Here is a 16,304-nt window from a genome sequence, read left to right on the forward strand (position 1 = left end):
CAACGGAAGCCGGGCAGATTTTTTCTTTCTTCTGTGGCGTTATCCATGGGGGCGCCGCGGAGGGCGTTCGACGGTCAGCGGACACCGAGCGCGATCCTGGGGCGGACCGACGCCATCATTTCCGGTTGAAGTTCATCGGCACGCTGAAGCTGAGGCGCGGTGCGGTGACGCCCTTGGGAAAGGGCGGGAACGGGGCTGCTCTTTCCACGATCTGCAAGGCCGCCTTGTCCAGGATCGACGATCCGGAGCTGCGTGCAATTTTGCGGCTCGTCAGCTTTCCGGACGGGGCAACGCTGAAATTGACCACCACCGATCCGGAGGGCGCACCGGTGGGAAAGTACCTTCGCGCAAGAAGGCGGGATGCAACGCCCGCCATGTAGCTGGCCTGGGCGTGTGCATCGGCCTTGCCGCCAGCGGGGAGGGCAGGTCGGCTGTTCCGGCGTTGCGCGGTGGTCGCCTTCTCCCTTTCGTTGGCGCGGCCGCGGGTCTTCTCTTCAGGCGAAGGCGTGGTTTTCTTGCGCGGCGTCTCGGGCCGTGCGGCTTCAGACTTCGTTGTAACCTCGGGAGGAGCAGGGGAACGGGGTGCCTCCAGGGGCGTGGCGCTTTCCGACACCAATGGCGGCTCGGGCGTGGCCGCGGGGGCCTCCGAAAGGTTGCGGCTGGCCGACAATTGCTCCGACGGAGGGATGGAGTGAACCGTCTCCGTTGGTCCGCTGTCGGATGTGGCCGGCGGGGCCTTGCTCTCGACCACCTGGTCCTGAGAACCGGGCGCCGCTTGCGGAACTGTTTCGGAACTCGCGGCCGGAACCTCACTTTGCTCTCGGCTGGGCGGGATCTCTGGGGGCGCTGCCTGCTGGCTTTCGATGGGCTCGTCCACGAGCGGGACCGTCGTCACCTCGATCTGAAAGTCGGATCGGGATTCGGCGGGCGGACCCGAAGCGCTGAAGATCCATGCCGCAACCGCGCCATGCGCCAAAAGGGAGAGGGAGATGGCAACCAGGCGTGCCGCTTGCCAGGGCCCGGAGCCAGGACGCCGTGTCACGGCGAGGCCGCAGCCTTTGCCGGTGCCTGCGCAAGCAGGGAAAAGCGCCTGTAGCCGGCTGCGTTCACGCGGCCCAGCATCTCCATCACCGTGCCGTAGTCCGTGCCCTTGTCGGCGCGGATGTACACCACGGCATCGCCTTCCGCAGCGCGCAACGCGTCAAGTCGGGCAGCGAGATCGTCCGGCGCGATCTTTTCATTGCGGAGATAGACGCTGCCATCCGGCGCAACGGTGACGATGACCGGCTTCTTCACCTGTCCGATCTTCTCGGCGCTGGTGCGCGGAAGATCGACGCGCACGCCCGTCATCATCAGCGGTGCGGCAACCATGAAGATGATGAGCAGAACCAGCGTCACGTCGACCAGCGGTGTGACGTTGATCTCGGCCGAGGGGCGATAGACGAGACCGTCGCGGCCACCGAACGCTTGCCGAGGCGACATGGCCATCAGTCGATCTCCGCAAAGCTCTTTGCGCCCTCGCGCGCAAGGGCCCTGGCGATGGGAGGAATTGCGGCACCGCCACTCTGGGCGGCGCGGCCCAGCACCGCCGATATCTGATTGAAAGCGATAACGGCGGGTATCGCCACAGCCAGCCCGGCGGCGGTTGCAAACAGCGCTTCCGCAATGCCGGGCGCGACGACTTCGAGGCTGGTGTCCTGCGATTGCGCGATCGACGCAAAGCTGGTCATGATGCCCCAGACGGTACCGAAGAGGCCGATGAAGGGCGCTGCGGAGCTGATTGTCGCCAGGAACGGAAGTCCGCCTTCAAGGCGCCGCAACTCGATGAGCATTGCTGCGCGCATGGTTTCCTCGATCCGCGAACGCGCCTCGTAGGGCGGTGCGGGCCCCGCGGCCAGATCGGCCTGTTCGCTCCGGGCGGCGGACATCACCGCCCCCGCGACGCCCGGAAGCTGCCCGGCGCCACGCCCGCCATGCGCGGCAAGCTGCTCCAATGCGCTGATCTGGCGCCTGAGGCTGGTGAGCCGGATGAGCTTTTCGATGATGATCGCCCAGCAGGCGACGGAACAGAGAGCCAGGCCGAGGACGATGGCTTGAACCACCGGGTCTGCGTGGCGGACGAGGTCGATGACCGAAAGGCCGGATTCCATGCCAATCAACTCCGCAATCTCGGGAAAGTTTCCGACCCCCGGGTCGCCGCTGGCCGTTGCTATTTGGACAGTGTGGCCGGCCCGCGCGACGAAACCGCGATCCTGTCTAGGCAGTCGGAAACATCCTGTTCGCCGGACCTGCACTCCAGCACGTCGTTGACGAACATGCTTCCGATCTGGCTGCACGGCGTAGCCTCCAGGTCGAAGGTCTTGACGTCCTTCTTGGTCGCTGGAAGTGGCCCAAGGTCGATGGCAATGCGCCGGTCGATCACACCGTCGGGACGAAACAGGACGAGGTCGATCTTCAGCACCGTGTAGGCGGAATCGGTGGCATTATCGACCACGACATAGGCGCGGCAGCCTCTCCCGACAGGTTCGAGCTTGTTCAGTTCGACCGAAATCTTCTTGGGTGCGGAAGGCGCGGCAGCCTTGGATATTGCGGGTCCGAGCACAGCCGCGAGCGCCACGGCAAAGATACCGAACAGGCAATGACTTCCAACCATTGCGTTCCCCTTGCCTGAAATGATCTCAAGAAAAGCAGACCTCTCAAAAGGGCGCACTTATCGTGCTTGAGTTAATCTGTTCAAGAAACCCGTTTCGGCAAGGGTCAGAAGGTGACCTTCAATCCTGCATAGACGGCAAATGGCTTGCCCGGCGTCACCGTGTCGGTGTTGCTGCCCCCGATGAGGCTGCCGACGGAAGTCGTGTTGTCGAAATAGGTGCCGTTCAAATAATACCGGGTGTTGAGGAGGTTCTCGATCTGCGCATGGAACTGCATGTTCTTGGTGATCTGGTAGGTGGTGTTCAGGTTGACGGTCGCATAGCCGGGCAGCCTGGGGTTCGCGTTTGACTCGTCGCCGCCAAAGAACTGGCTGCCGACGGCGATCACATTGCCGCCGACCGTCCATTTGTCGTTGACCTTGTAGTCGAGCCCGAGCTTGAAGTGGTGGGCAGGGATGCGGGAGATATGGTCGCCCGGCACCACATGGATCGGCTCGTCGCCAGCCGGATCTCCGGAAGGCGCGTTGAGCGTCACGTAAGATTGGTAGGTTGCATCGACAAAGGCGTAGCTCGCATAGACCGACCAATCGCCATTCTTGTAGTCGGCCGCCGCCTCCAAACCCTGTCGGCGTGTCTTCCCGACATTTGCGAAATAGCCGAAGGTGAGGCCGATGGGAGCCACGACGTGCAGGATGTCGTTCGAGTTCTCGGTGCGGTAGAGCCCCAGGCGCCAGCCAAGGGTGTCCTTGCCGGAGAGCGTCGTCCTGCCGCGCAGCCCCATCTCGACCGTGCGGGACACGACCTGATCGAGATCCGGGTCCGACACAAGGAAGGTGTCGACGACGCAGGGCAGGTTGGGGTCGGAACATCCCAGTTCGAGCGGTGTCGGCGCACGGTTCGATTCCGAATAGCTGGCATAGGCCAGCATCTGGGGTGTGATCTTGTAGGTCCCACCGATCACCGGATTGAAACGGGCATATTGGTGATCGCCGCTGAGCGAACTGGGGCCGCCTTCGAGCAGGTCCTTCAGGTCGATATTGGCGAAATTGAAACGGCCGCCAAGCGTCAGAGAGAGCTTTGTCGTCACGTCGAGGGTGTCGAGCGCGTAGATGCCGAGATAGGTGTTGGTGGTGTGCAGTTCGACTGGCCCGATCGACCCTTCCGGGCTGCTCGTAAAGCCGAGAAACTGACCGTTTCCGGTGACAACGAACGTGTCGGGATCGACCGTGCCGAGTTCTGCGCTGGCGTCAAAGTTTGTCCCGGCCATGTCGAGCGAAGCGCCGATCACGAAGGTATTGTTCATTCCGTTGAGCCTGGCGGTATCGGCCAACTGGACTGTGCCGCCCCAGCCATTGGTCCGCGTGTTGTTGCGATCGATCTCGCCAATGACATCCGTCGGCAGAAAAAGGTTCGGCAACTGTTCGCCGTTCAGTCCGTTTGCGGGCGTCTCGCCGTCGCCGAAGCAGAGCAGGTCTTCGTTAGGGGGATCGCAGAACTGTACTTCCGTGTCGTTCCCGTCCACATGGCGGTCTGTCAGGTGCCGGTAGTAGAGCGTGCCGGAGAGCGTCCGCGTGTCGGTCAGCCTGGTGTTTCCCTGCAGGCTGATCATCCCCATCAGCAGGTCGTCGGTCTGGGGATTGGTGTAGACGGCGCTGTAGTCCTGGTCGAGCAGCACAACCGGCGTCGTGGCCGGCGCATTGAAGAAGTTGTGCGCCGCCGTGACGTTGAGATGGATTTCGCTTTTGTCGTCCTTGTAGCCGACGTCGCCGTAGAGGCGACGGATGGTTGACGACGAGCGCTCGCGAAAGCCTCTTTCGTAGGCGCCGTCGAGGGCGAGATAGGTGGCGAAATTGCCGTCCTGCTTGCCCCATTGGAAGGAATCCTGAACCCGCCCAAACGACCCGACCACGAAGTCGTTTTCGACGCCTTGGAAGTTGAAGCCGTTCTTCATCTGCACGGTGACGGCGCCGCCGAGCGCATTCAGGCCGAAGATCGGGTTGGCGGTGACGATATCCATCGTATGGACGGCGTCGGGCGGAATGAAGTCCCAATGGACATTGTCGCCGAACGCCTCGTTGATGCGCACGCCGTTCTGGTAGACGGCAAGGCCGACGGGAGTTCCCGTCAGCGGCGTTGCGATGAAGCCGCGGAATTGCAGGTCCGGTTCGAATGAGTTGCCGCTTTCGCTGGTGCTCGAAACGCTCGGCACGTTAACCAGCATGGTGCTGACCACGCTGGGCGAGCTTTGCTTTTCGAACTCCTTGGCGTCGATCTTGTTGACCGCTGCCGGGACGTCGGCGGACAGAACCTCCGTACCCGTCATCGGCGTCGTCGGCACCGTCTCGGCCGCCACGGGCGGCGGCGGAGGGGCCGGCGCTGGGGGTGGCGCTGGCGGACGGGCCTGGGGAACCGGCTTCTTCGCCGTGGAAACCGCGGGCTTCTCAGGACTGATCTCGATCGGTGGCAGTTTGAGCGTCTGCCCGGCCTGCTGGGCAAGTGAGGGTGAGCTGACGATGACACATTGTGCGCCAACGATGAAGAATAGTCGCCGCAGTGAAGTTCCCATGCCCCCTCACGCACCCGCAACAACTGAGCTTCGACGCTCAATGATCAACGCTACTTCTTCGAACTACGGGCCTCAAGCCTGAATCCGCAGGCGATGGGAGGAGCTATACTAGAACGCAATCCGCGCTTGCCGGCTATGTCTGGCCAACATGCGATAGCACGTTGAGTATTTTTCCCGTCGGGTCGTAGATGAAAAAGCGCCTTACGCCCCACGGCTCGTCGGTCAAATCGTGGACGAACTCGCATCCCATTTCTCTGGCTCGACGATGCACCTCGTCCACATCGTCGACCTCAATCGACAGGTCGGGAACAGGAGCGCCGGAGCCGCCTTCGCTGAGGATGCTGATCTGGGTGAGGGCATTCTCGCGGGAGGTCAGCGTGACGATCCATCCCAGATCCATTATCGTCTCGAGCCCGAAGAGATCGGAGTAGAATTTCCGAACCTCCGGGACTGCGTCTGCGGCAATGTTCGCGACGATGCGGTGTACTGCCATTTTGTCCCCCTGAAAGGCTGACAGTTTCGGACAACCCGTGTGAGTTCCGCTGGCTAGTTAGCAGCAAACTCCTGTGTCTTCATAGGATCTGCTCGCTGCCCCCGGCAGGTAGCCGAGGGCTCGCCCCCTCCTGCCGCGCCGGTCGAACGCCGAGGAGGGGCACTGCTTGAACTTCAGGAGGGCGTGAGGGACGAGGCCGAACGAACTGGCTTCAGCGTTCAAGGGCTTGGCGATCCTGGCGAGCGGGTGCTGCGCCGGCCGATTTGTCTTCTTCCGTCAGGCGACGGCGCTGCCGCTCGGTCCTGATCCGCTTGGGGGGCGGGCTATCCGAGCGCCGACCGCCGGGGGCGAAGCCTTCCCGGTGCAGGCGGATCGTCAGCTCGAGGATGTCTTCCTCGCTTCTGCCGCCGAGGGTGTAGAGCGACAAAACCCTCGCCGCCACTTCGTTGCGATCGGCGGGATCATCTATGTGCAGCGCCTCGGCTGCTCGCCGGATCAGCTTGTCGAGCAAGTCTAATTCTTCGGGGGCAAGATTTCCGCGTTGATGGGGATTGGTCGAGAGATAGGTACGCATACCATCTCCTTTCTAGGCTTCAGCCTGGGGGGCTCTCTGATAGGCGCGGCTTTCCTGATGTGGCCCGTCTTCAGAGGATTGCGTGCCTTATTGCCAAGGCGTTGCACTTCCGCCCCGCGACGGGGCAGACGCCACAACGGACGCGTTCAAACGCGGGCTGCACGATGGTTCGGATATTGCGGGGGAGGAGGATCTATGTTGGGCGGCCCATACGCTTTCTCCAATTGGGGCGAAAGCGCGATGATCTCTTCCAATCGCCGGCGCCCTAGAAATTGGCCGGAGACCCGATTATAGTACGCTCATTCCGCCGCTTGGCAAGACAAGCGCTGTTCGGTTGCCAATACGCAAGATAGTTGCGCGCAAAAGAGCCCGCCGCCTCGGGTGAGACGACGGATGAGTGACGAGTTCATTCAGAAGAAGAACGTTTTTTTATACGACGAAGATTTGCCGAAATTGACAGTGGACCAGTTCATACTGGTCGCATTGTCTGGGTCGGCCTTGCCTCGGCGTGCAGAAATTCAGGCGAGAAGTGGCCGCACCAGTCATCGGCGGCGACCACTGGCCAGAGTCCATGACCTAGCGGATCAGGCTGGGACACGGGTGGGTTGAAGCGGCAAAGACCGCGATCGTTATTGGCCACTGCCTCGTTCAATTTGTGATCGTCATAGAAGCGGCAGCTTGCACAGCAGGTTGAGTCGTTGGGCATCTTTGCCTCCATCTAAGGGATTCCGCTCGCGGCATCAGTCCTTGCAATTCGGCAAGGCTGTTCGGGTTCCATTCCCTGAAACGAGCCGTGGGCAATTTCGATCCAATCTGCATGGAGCAAAAGTGTTCGTCACGTCGGGGCGGCAGCGGTTATCGCAGCGGCGAACGCCCGGCGACGTCTATTTCCCTTTGCAGGGAACGCACTAACTAGCTGCCATTGCCGGAACAACCGGCCATCCGGCTCGAACAAGCGGCGCCCCCCGATCAGTGCGGGTGCATGAAGCAGTGAGCGGCCGAAGGGAGCTCGAACAAGCAAAGCAATCGCGCATTTCGATGGAATGCCCAGGAGAGGGAGCATGCCTGCCAACTCAAATTGGTGATCTCAATCGAAGGAGCGTGCGATGTCCAGCAAGCAGGAAGAAGGCCGTCGAAGCGAGGCAACCGACGCTGTCGTCAACAGGCGCAGCGTCTTGCTCGGCGGCACGGCGCTTGCAGCCGCGTCAGCAATCGCAACCGGCAGTTCAGTCCGGATTGCCCAGGCGCAGGAAGAAGCCCCGGACACTCCGGCCAACAGGCCGCCCAACATCATCTGCATCATGGGAGATGATATCGGCTGGTTCAATGTGGGCGCCTATCACCGCGGCATCATGGCCGGAAGGACGCCGAACCTCGACAGGCTGGCCAGCGAAGGCATGCTGTTCACCGACTACTATGCCGAAGCAAGCTGCACCGCCGGTCGCGCCAATTTCATAACGGGGGAATTGCCGATCCGCACCGGTCTCACCACAGTCGGCCAGGCAGGCTCAAAGCTCGGCATACCGGCGCAGGCTCCGACCATCGCCACTGCGCTCAAGTCGATGGGCTACAACACCGGCCAGTTCGGCAAGAACCATCTGGGCGATCTCAACGAATTCCTGCCGACCGTCCACGGCTTCGACGAGTTCTTCGGCTATCTCTATCACCTCGACGCCATGGAAGACCCTGCGCACCCGAACTACCCGCCGGAACTCCGCGACACTGTGGGCCCGCGCAACATGGTCCACTCCTGGGCGACCGCCACCGACGACACGACGGTGCAGCCGCGCTGGGGAAAGATCGGCAAGCAACGCATCGAGGACGCCGGGCCGCTCTATCCAAAACGGATGGAAACGGTGGACGACGAGATCCTGAAGTTCACTCTCGCCTTCATCGATCAGGCGAAGCAGCAGAACAGGCCGTTCTTCGTCTGGCTGAACCCGACGCGCATGCACGTGGTGACCCACCTTTCCGAAAAATACGAGAAGATGCGCACGCCCGAAAACGGCTGGAGCGAGGAGGAGGCGGGCATGGCACAGCTCGACGACGACGTCGGCGCGGTCATGCAGAAGCTGAAGGACGACGGCCTGGACGACAACACGATCGTCGTGTTCACGACCGACAATGGGGCCGAGAATTTCACCTGGCCGGATGGCGGACAGACGCCGTTTGCCGGCGGCAAGGGAACGGGACTGGAAGGCGGCTTCCGGGTGCCCTGCATCATCCGCTGGCCCGGTCATGTGCCGGCAGGCAAGATCGAGAACGGCATCATCTCGGGCCTCGACTGGTTCCCGACCTTTGTCGCGGCCGCGGGCAATCCGAACATCGCCGAAGAGCTGAAGGCCGGCAAGCAGCTGGGCGAGACCAATTACAAGGTTCATCTCGACGGCTACAACCAGATGGACCTGATAACCGGGAAAGGCCCGTCGGCTCGCCACGAGATATTCTACTTCACCGAGAGCACGCTGGCCGCGGTCCGGATCGACGATTTCAAATACCGTTTCACCGACCAGCCAACCGGGTGGCTGGGCGGTACCGTCAAGCTTGACTGGCCAATGTTGACCAATCTCCGTCTCGACCCCTTCGAGCGCACCGGCATGCCGAGCGGCGATAGGGGCTCGTTGGCCTTTTACAACTACTTCGTCTACCAGTTCTGGCGCTTCCAGTTCGCCCAGCAGCAGGTCGCGAGGCTTGCGCAGACGGCACTCGAATTTCCTCCCATGCAGAGGGGGGCGAGCTTCAATCTGGAGAGCGTCAAGGCGCAGATTGAGAAGGCTATGAAGTCGCAAGCGGGCAACTGACGCCCGGCTAAAGGCCGGCGGGCTCCCGTCAGCCGCCGGCCCGAAGCGCCCCCGCGTATTGAAAATTGGGTCCATGGTGAGGTGGCGATGGACAAAAGCACAAAGCTGATCGACCCCGGTGCCGCTGCCGGCCAGGCACCTTTTTCCGACATGGTCTGGGTGCCCGGCGGCGAGTTCCTGATGGGCTCGGATCGATACTATCCAGAGGAGGCTCCGGCCCATCGGGTCAGTGTGGACGGTTTCTGGATGGACATGTTCACCGTCACCAATCGCCAGTTCTCGCGCTTCGTGGAGGAGACCGGCTATGTCACGCTGGCCGAAAGGCCGGCCAGTCCGGACGACTATCCCGGTGCGCTGCCGGGAATGCTCGCGCCGTCGTCGACCATATTCGTAAAACCGTTGGCCCCTGTCGACATGCACAACCACTACAACTGGTGGGTCTATGTGAAGGGAGCGAACTGGCGCCACCCGCGAGGCCCCGCCAGCTCGATCAGGAAGCTGATGGAACATCCCGTCGTGCATGTCGCCTGGGAAGACGTCGAGGCCTACGCGAAGTGGATCGGCAAGGAGCTGCCCACCGAGGCCGAGTGGGAGTTTGCGGCCCGAGGCGGCCTGGAGGGCGCCGAATTCGTCTGGGGCGACGAGCTTGCGCCTGGCGGCAAGCATATGGCCAATACCTGGCAGGGCGAGTTTCCCTACCGCAATACGCTGGAAGACGGCTTCGAATACACGGCCCCGGTCGGCTCGTTTCCGCCCAACGGCTATGGCCTCTACGATATGGCCGGAAATGTCTGGCAGTGGACGGCCGATTGGTATCAGGAGCACGGCGGGGCGGACAGCCCCTGCTGCACGGCTGTGAACCCGCGCGGCGCCAGCAGGGAGGCGAGTGTCGACCCGCGACAGCCCGGCACGCGGATACCGCGGAAGGTGACCAAGGGAGGCTCTCATCTCTGCGCGCCGAACTATTGCCGTCGCTATCGGCCGGCGGCCCGCATGGCTCAGCCGATCGATACATCCATTTCGCATCTGGGCTTCAGATGCATCGCAAGAGGAGCGCAGGGGTAAGCGATGGTGTCGATGCTCCGATGGGAACTGTCTGACCGCCGGTCGATGGAACCATCGGGAGAGTTTCTGATTTGATTGGCCATTCCGGCTGCATGACTGGACTGTAGACCACAGGCTGCCTCGAGAGCCCACACAACGGATCGAACTTGAAGGGCAGGGGGGGCGATATATTAACGGGACGCGGAATTCCGTGGCGGCGGATTTGCGCTCATGGAGGAATCTATGGGTACCATTGGCCGTCTTTTGCACAACGTAAGCCAGAAGGCTGCGTCTGTTTCCATACTGGTCTGGGGCCTGGCTTGCGCGGCATCGACCCCGGCGATTGCGCAGGAAGCGCCCAATGTTCCAGGCGCCCCCAATGCAACGTCGACGATCGACGGCCGCTACCTGCCGCCGCCGCCGCAGCCGTTCCAGGGCGAGATAAACCTCAACGCGGCCCAGTCGAAGCCGGCCTGGCCGCCGCGCGTGGTGCCGCCGAAGGGTGCTCCCAACGTCCTGCTCATCATGACCGATGACGTCGGTTTCGGCGCGCCGTCCACCTTCGGCGGAGTGATCCCGACGCCCACCCTGGACCGCATCGCCGCCAATGGCCTGCGCTACACCAACTTCCATTCGACGGCGTTGTGCTCGCCGACCCGGGCGGCGCTGATCACCGGCCGCAACCACCATTCTGCCGGGTTTGGAGTGGTCTCCGAGCAATCGACCGGCTTTCCCGGCTATAACAGCATCATCCCGAAGGACAGCGCCACCATAGGGCGTATCCTGCTCGAAAATGGCTATCGGACCTCCTGGTTCGGCAAGAACCACAATACGCCGACCTACCAGGCAAGCCAGGCGGGCCCCTTCGACCAGTGGCCGACCGGAATGGGGTTCGAGTATTTCTACGGTTTCGTCGGCGGCGACACCAGCCAGTGGCAGCCGAACCTCTTCCGCAACACTACGGCCATATACCCCTATGTCGGCAACCCAAGCTGGAACCTGGAGACAGCGATGGCGGATGACGCCATTCATTGGCTCAATCAGTTGAACAGCATCGATCCATCGATGCCGTTCTTCCTCTATTACGTGCCGGGCGCCACCCACGCCCCGCATCATGCGACGCCGGAATGGATCAAGAAGATCAGCGACATGCACCTGTTCGATAAGGGCTGGAACGCCCTGCGCGAGCAGATATTCGAGAACCAGAAGAGGCTCGGCGTCATCCCTGCCGATGCGCAGCTGACACCCTGGCCCGACAAGCTGCTGAGGCAATGGGATACGCTCAATCCGGACGAGAAGAAGCTGTTCATCCGGCAGGCGGACGTCTATGGCGCCTATCTTGCCTATGCCGATCATGAGATCGGCCGTGTGGTCCAGGCGGTAGAGGATCTCGGCAAGCTCGACAACACGCTGATCATCTACATCAGCGGCGACAATGGCGCTTCCGCCGAAGGCTCGCCCAACGGCACCCCAAGCGAGATCATGCAGTTCAATGGCGTGGAACTGCCTGTCGCCGAACAGATGAAATGGTATGACGCCTGGGGAAGCGACAAGACCTACAACCACATGGCAGTGGGCTGGGCCTGGGCCTTCGGTACGCCGTACAAATGGACGAAGCAGATTCCGTCCTTCTTCGGCGGCACGCGCCAGGGCATGGCTATATCCTGGCCCGGACACATCACCGACAAGGGCGGCGTCCGCAATCAGTTCCACCATGTCATCGATATCGTGCCGACGCTGCTCGAAGCCACCGGCATTCCTGCGCCCTCCATGGTCGACGGCATCGCCCAGAAGCCCATCGAAGGGGGCAGCATGATGTACACCTTCGACAAGGCCAACGCGAACGCACCCACCAAACACAAGACGCAGTATTTCGAGATGTTCGGCGTGCAGGGGCTATACAATGACGGCTGGATGCTGAGCGCCGTTCCCATTCGTCCGCCCTGGGATCTTCTGGGCAAGGCCATCCTCGACCCGGCAAGCGCCTTCAAGTTCGAGCTTTACGACACAAGCAAGGACTGGACGCAGAACAACGACGTTGCGGCGGACCATCCAGACAAGATGCGCGAGATGACCGACCTGATGTTCGGCCAGTTCGCCAAGTACCAGGTGCTGCCGCTCGACGCGTCCGTGGCAACACGCGTCGTCTCCCCGCGGCCAAATCTCGCGGCAGGGCGAAAGGTCTTCACCTATTCGGGCGAGGGCGTGACCGGTATTCCGGACAACGCCGCCCCAGGCCTGCTCAACACCTCCTATACGATCAAGGCCGAAATCGACGTGCCGCAATCGGGCGCCGAAGGTGTGATCGTCACCGAAGGCGGGCGGTTCGGTGGCTACGGGCTATACCTGCTCAAGGGCAAGCCGATGTTCACCTGGAATCTTCTCGACCTCAAGCGCATGCACTGGGAGGGCCCCGAAGCGCTGGCGCCCGGCAAGCACACCATCGAGTTCGATTTCAAATATGACGGGCTCGGCTTTGCCACCCTGGCCTTCAACAATCTGAGCGGCATCGGGCGCGGCGGCACCGGCGTGCTGAAGATCGACGGCCGCGAGGTTTCATCGCAGATGATGGAACGCACCATCCCGCTGATACTGCCGATCGATGAGACGTTCGATATCGGTTCCGATACCGGCACCCCGGTGGACGACCAGAACTATCAGGTCCCATTCCCGTTCACCGGCAAGATCGACAAGCTGACGATCACCCTCGAGCCTCCGCATCTTACGCCGGAGGACGAAAAGCGGCTGTCGGATGCATACCGCGCCGGACAGGACGCGAAGTGACGGTTCCGGATTCGGGACGCAAGGGCCGCGACCGGGTTCGAGCCGGCTAGCGGTTGGTCGTCCGACGCGGTTGTGCTGTCCGGCGGAGCAAGAAGCTGCCCCGCCGGAACTCACATGAGCCGTTCCCGCCTCGCCGTCGCGGTGACCCGAAATTCGGTGATGCTTTCTGTCGGATAATCAATGCCGTTATTTGTGCATGCCAAATAACATGATAGAAGAAGCACTCTGCCGGAGCCGATGAATTTGAATTGTCTCATTTGATCGCACGGTAGACACGAACGTCTATTGTGCCGAACTCCTGGCCCCGAACGAGGACCGACATGAAAGCGATTGGCCGTGCATGCCTGACTTCGCTGACGATCTTCACCTCTCCTGTCGTGGCGGCCGATCTCGAAACGGCGCCGCCGCCCCCGGTCCCTTCGGAATGGCGCTACCAGCTGACGCTTTATGGCTGGGCAGCCGGCGTCGCCGGCGATGTCGGGGTTCTGGGCCTGCCGCCAACCCACATCAACGTGACGCCCCTGGACGCCCTCAGGCATCTCGACGGAGCCCTCATGGGCTCGTTTGGCGCAAGGAAGGATGATTGGCTGCTGCTTGCCGATCTGATGTGGGTGAAGCTTTCGGAGGACAAGTCGACCCCCGACGGCGGCTCGATCGATCTGGATCTAAGACAGCTGACGGCTTCGGCCCTGCTTGGCTACCAGCTGCCTGTCGGCGTGCCCAAAATGGATCTCAGCGCAACTGTCGGCGCGCGCTACCAGCGTCTGACGATGAACATTGATCTCCAGCGCCCCGGCGGCCTGCCACAGCTCAGCGGCGAGGACGTGAAGCAGTGGATCGATCCGACCGTAGGCCTGGCCATGCATTACGACATCAATGATCGCTGGTTCATCAACGCGCTCGGCGATGTCGGCGGCTTCGGTGCCGGTTCGAAGATAACGGCGCAGGGCTTCGCGACCGTGGGCTATAACTGGTCTGAGACGATATCGACCGCCCTGGGCTACCGGGCCATCTACACCGACTACAGAAAAGGCGGCTTTGTCTTCGACGTGACCCAGCACGGTCTCTTCGCAAGCCTTGGCATCCACTTTTGAAGGAGTGCGTATCTCGCTCTAGCCTCTGCCGCGCTGGGGGTTCGCCGCTGCGGTGAGGACGAGGCTGGGACGGATGGTGTGTCCACTTGGCTGCGAGCTCACCAGTTGGTCCAAAGGGCTACCCTTCGGTATAGCTTCGCGATCCAGTCGCGAGTGGCACAGATGCAACGCAAAGGAGCGCGGCGTCACCAGGTCGGCTAATTTCAAAGAAGGATCTCTCAGCAGCGGCGTATGAGAGAAGTGAAGCGGGTAGAAGGCGTCGATAGGCTGGACCACGTCGTGCAATCCGAGCGATTCGACGCAGTAGGTAAGGAGTTTGGGGCCAAGCGTACCCCAAGGCATCTGCTCTGGCGTTTCAGGTATGCCAATAGCCTTGCGAAATCTCATGATGCGCTGGCGACGTTTTGAACGCCAGGGTGGGATAAAGGCCCTGTCGCCGGCGGCAGCATTGAGTTGGCGGACCAGCTCGCTGTCCGACGGGGCAGCCATGACTGCGTTGCAGATGGTGTGATCCGACTCCCAACCCAGCAAGTAGTCATGATCCGGGAAACGGCGAAGGCAGTAAACATCGCAATCGACATAGATACCAAGACCTTCTCGAAGAATCCGATACCTGTAGATGTTGGCGGTGAGGGCCAGGCTTCCTGATGCTCGATATGCGACGATTTCATCGCGTCTCATGAGTTTCGAGGCGTCGAAAATACTGACGCCCTCGGGCGTGTCGGCTGGCGGATCGAACGTATGCAAGACCACGTTGTAGCCGTGCCGCTGAAACGAGCGTAGGCAAGCGGCGTGCACTTGACCCAAGGTCGACCCGACCCAGATAAAATTCACATCATTTCCCGACATTCCGGCCTTCTCATGCATGCGGCCGATATGGCCAAATGGGTTGGCAAGCGCGTTCTATCAGTCTGCGCTTCGGAGTATCTGTCGGCCGGCTGGGAACCAATCGCGCAGTTTAGGAGAGAGCAGTTGTACTGCCATGGCACCTGCCACGCAGATCAATACTACCAGACAAAATATTAGCGTATCTCGATGACCGTTATTATCATGGCCCAACGACCGTCCCCCACAATAAAAATTCCCCGGCAATTGGCTCTAAATCATCAACTTACACTGTCAAGGTGAAACATCGCAGGCGCCCGCTAACACGAGACAGAAACACTTGGGTTTTAGTCCTCTGTCAGAATATTGCGGCTGGCAAGACGCTGCATATGCGAGATGTGGATTGTAGAGGTCGGGGACGCTTTGCTGCAACGAGCTGCAAAATTTCACTAGTTGCTTCGGCTGACGGAGCCGCCCTTCAACTCTCTCTGAACCGGCCGAAGCGCCTCGTTCCGGCCAGCCGCAAACGCCCGCCGTTCTCCGCAAGGGATGACGGGCGTTTCCGTGCGCCGCTTTGATCGATGCGAGCTCGGCTTGAGCTTGCCTATTCGGCCGCGCCTGGCCGTGCGGGGAACTCGCCTCTGGCCTTTGCGCTCGGCTCCATGAAGCCCATGACAGTGCCACTGAGCGTGCTGCCGGTCATGAGCACCGTGGCCCCGAGAACGAGGAGGCCCGTGAGGGTGAGCACGTAGGGGGTTGTTCCGGTCACCGCAAGAATGCCGAGGACGATCGCGGCAAGACCTGAAAGGCACTGCAGAACCCCAGAACCCGCCGCCATTTCACCGGCCACGAACTCGGCCGCCGAGATTTCCCGGGCAGCCCCGCTTCGATACCGGGCCTGCTTTGCTCGATAAAGATGCCAGACCGAATTGCTGCTCAACAGCAGCGCACCTCCGAACGCGATGACCGCCGCAGCCGTGAGAGTGGCCGAAGAGATGCCGATAAGCGCAAGCACACCAAGCACGATGCCAGCTGCTCCCACCAGGAACAGCGCCGAAATGCCGCCGCCTCCCGTCAGTTCCTCGGTCGCGCCGCCGGCGCCAGCCGGTCCAAGCAGCTTGGTGTATTCCGTCAGCATGGTACCGCCCTGTATCAACAGGGCCACGCCGAAGACGATCGTGGCAACGGCGGCCAGCATGGGCTGGCCCAAGCCGGACAAGGCGACTATCGCCAGAACGATGGTCGCTACGCCGCCGATGGCATCGACTAGTCCGCCATATGTTGCAGCTTCCTGGAAGGTGCTTTCAGAACCTGTGACAATTGACATGGGAACCTCCATTCTTCGAGGTGCGCCCGATGTCGTTCGGTCGGGGAATCTTTGCTACCCTCGACGTTCCCCTCCGGGTAGCCGAGTTCTCGCGGCCGCATCTTGCCTTGTCGTGCGCGCCTTGGTCCTTCCAGTGTAACGCGCT

At 61.6% G+C, this 16,304-nt stretch carries 14 protein-coding genes; 4 read left to right on the forward strand and 10 right to left on the reverse strand.

What is annotated here, in order from left to right; translation table 11 throughout:
- Positions 1-115: 115 nt before the first annotated feature.
- The 8 genes from AC3A4H_RS09620 to AC3A4H_RS09655 all read right to left on the reverse strand — a co-directional run bounded on the left by AC3A4H_RS09620 (position 116) and on the right by AC3A4H_RS09655 (position 6,990).
- The gene (locus AC3A4H_RS09620) at positions 116-877 is read right to left on the reverse strand and encodes an energy transducer TonB family protein (protein WP_487766497.1); all 762 of its coding nucleotides are present in this window, start codon (positions 875-877) and stop codon (positions 116-118) included.
- Positions 878-1,038: 161 nt separating this feature from the next.
- On the reverse strand, positions 1,039-1,488 hold the full coding sequence (locus AC3A4H_RS09625; RefSeq protein ID WP_487766498.1) for a biopolymer transporter ExbD: 450 nt from the start codon (positions 1,486-1,488) through the stop codon (positions 1,039-1,041).
- A complete protein-coding gene (locus AC3A4H_RS09630) occupies positions 1,488-2,150 on the reverse strand; it encodes a MotA/TolQ/ExbB proton channel family protein (RefSeq protein WP_487766499.1) in 663 nt (220 codons plus the stop codon). The genes AC3A4H_RS09625 and AC3A4H_RS09630 overlap by 1 nt, the downstream gene beginning before the upstream one ends.
- Positions 2,151-2,209: 59 nt before the next feature.
- A complete protein-coding gene (locus AC3A4H_RS09635; RefSeq protein WP_487766500.1) occupies positions 2,210-2,653 on the reverse strand; it encodes a hypothetical protein in 444 nt (147 codons plus the stop codon).
- A 104-nt stretch (positions 2,654-2,757) separates the two neighbouring features.
- Positions 2,758-4,974 carry a TonB-dependent receptor gene (locus AC3A4H_RS09640; protein ID WP_487766501.1) on the reverse strand — a complete coding sequence of 739 codons (2,217 nt, stop codon included), beginning with the start codon at positions 4,972-4,974 and terminating at the stop codon, positions 2,758-2,760.
- Positions 4,975-5,350: 376 nt separating this feature from the next.
- Positions 5,351-5,710 carry a VOC family protein gene (locus AC3A4H_RS09645; RefSeq protein WP_487766502.1) on the reverse strand — a complete coding sequence of 120 codons (360 nt, stop codon included), beginning with the start codon at positions 5,708-5,710 and terminating at the stop codon, positions 5,351-5,353.
- 211 nt (positions 5,711-5,921) lie between these two features.
- The gene (locus AC3A4H_RS09650) at positions 5,922-6,284 is read right to left on the reverse strand and encodes a hypothetical protein (RefSeq protein WP_348777502.1); all 363 of its coding nucleotides are present in this window, start codon (positions 6,282-6,284) and stop codon (positions 5,922-5,924) included.
- Positions 6,285-6,753: 469 nt separating this feature from the next.
- A complete protein-coding gene (locus AC3A4H_RS09655) occupies positions 6,754-6,990 on the reverse strand; it encodes a hypothetical protein (RefSeq protein ID WP_348777739.1) in 237 nt (78 codons plus the stop codon).
- A gap of 400 nt (positions 6,991-7,390) precedes the next feature.
- On the opposite strand from AC3A4H_RS09655, the gene AC3A4H_RS09660 reads away from it, so the two are divergent.
- From AC3A4H_RS09660 to AC3A4H_RS09675, 4 genes are all read left to right on the forward strand, one after another.
- A complete protein-coding gene (locus tag AC3A4H_RS09660; protein WP_487766503.1) occupies positions 7,391-9,085 on the forward strand; it encodes an arylsulfatase in 1,695 nt (564 codons plus the stop codon).
- Between the two features lie 87 nt (positions 9,086-9,172).
- Entirely contained in the window at positions 9,173-10,150 is a 978-nt protein-coding gene (locus AC3A4H_RS09665; RefSeq protein ID WP_487766504.1) for a formylglycine-generating enzyme family protein, read from the forward strand.
- A gap of 222 nt (positions 10,151-10,372) precedes the next feature.
- Complete coding sequence (locus AC3A4H_RS09670; RefSeq protein ID WP_487766505.1) at positions 10,373-12,913, forward strand: arylsulfatase; 2,541 nt, start codon at positions 10,373-10,375, stop codon at positions 12,911-12,913.
- Positions 12,914-13,233: 320 nt separating this feature from the next.
- The gene (locus tag AC3A4H_RS09675; RefSeq protein WP_487766506.1) at positions 13,234-14,007 is read left to right on the forward strand and encodes a hypothetical protein; all 774 of its coding nucleotides are present in this window, start codon (positions 13,234-13,236) and stop codon (positions 14,005-14,007) included.
- A gap of 18 nt (positions 14,008-14,025) precedes the next feature.
- Here AC3A4H_RS09675 and AC3A4H_RS09680 read toward each other — a convergent pair whose 3' ends face one another.
- Together AC3A4H_RS09680 and AC3A4H_RS09685 are read right to left on the reverse strand one after the other, a co-directional pair.
- Positions 14,026-14,856, reverse strand: coding sequence for a glycosyltransferase family 32 protein (locus tag AC3A4H_RS09680; RefSeq protein WP_487766507.1), 831 nt, complete (start codon positions 14,854-14,856; stop codon positions 14,026-14,028).
- A 580-nt stretch (positions 14,857-15,436) separates the two neighbouring features.
- Positions 15,437-16,159 (reverse strand): hypothetical protein, encoded by a 723-nt coding sequence (locus AC3A4H_RS09685; RefSeq protein ID WP_487766508.1) that lies wholly within the window; start codon positions 16,157-16,159, stop codon positions 15,437-15,439.
- Between the last annotated feature and the right edge of the window lie 145 nt (positions 16,160-16,304).

The organism is Pseudaminobacter sp. Soil_N_29 (assembly GCF_057656055.1).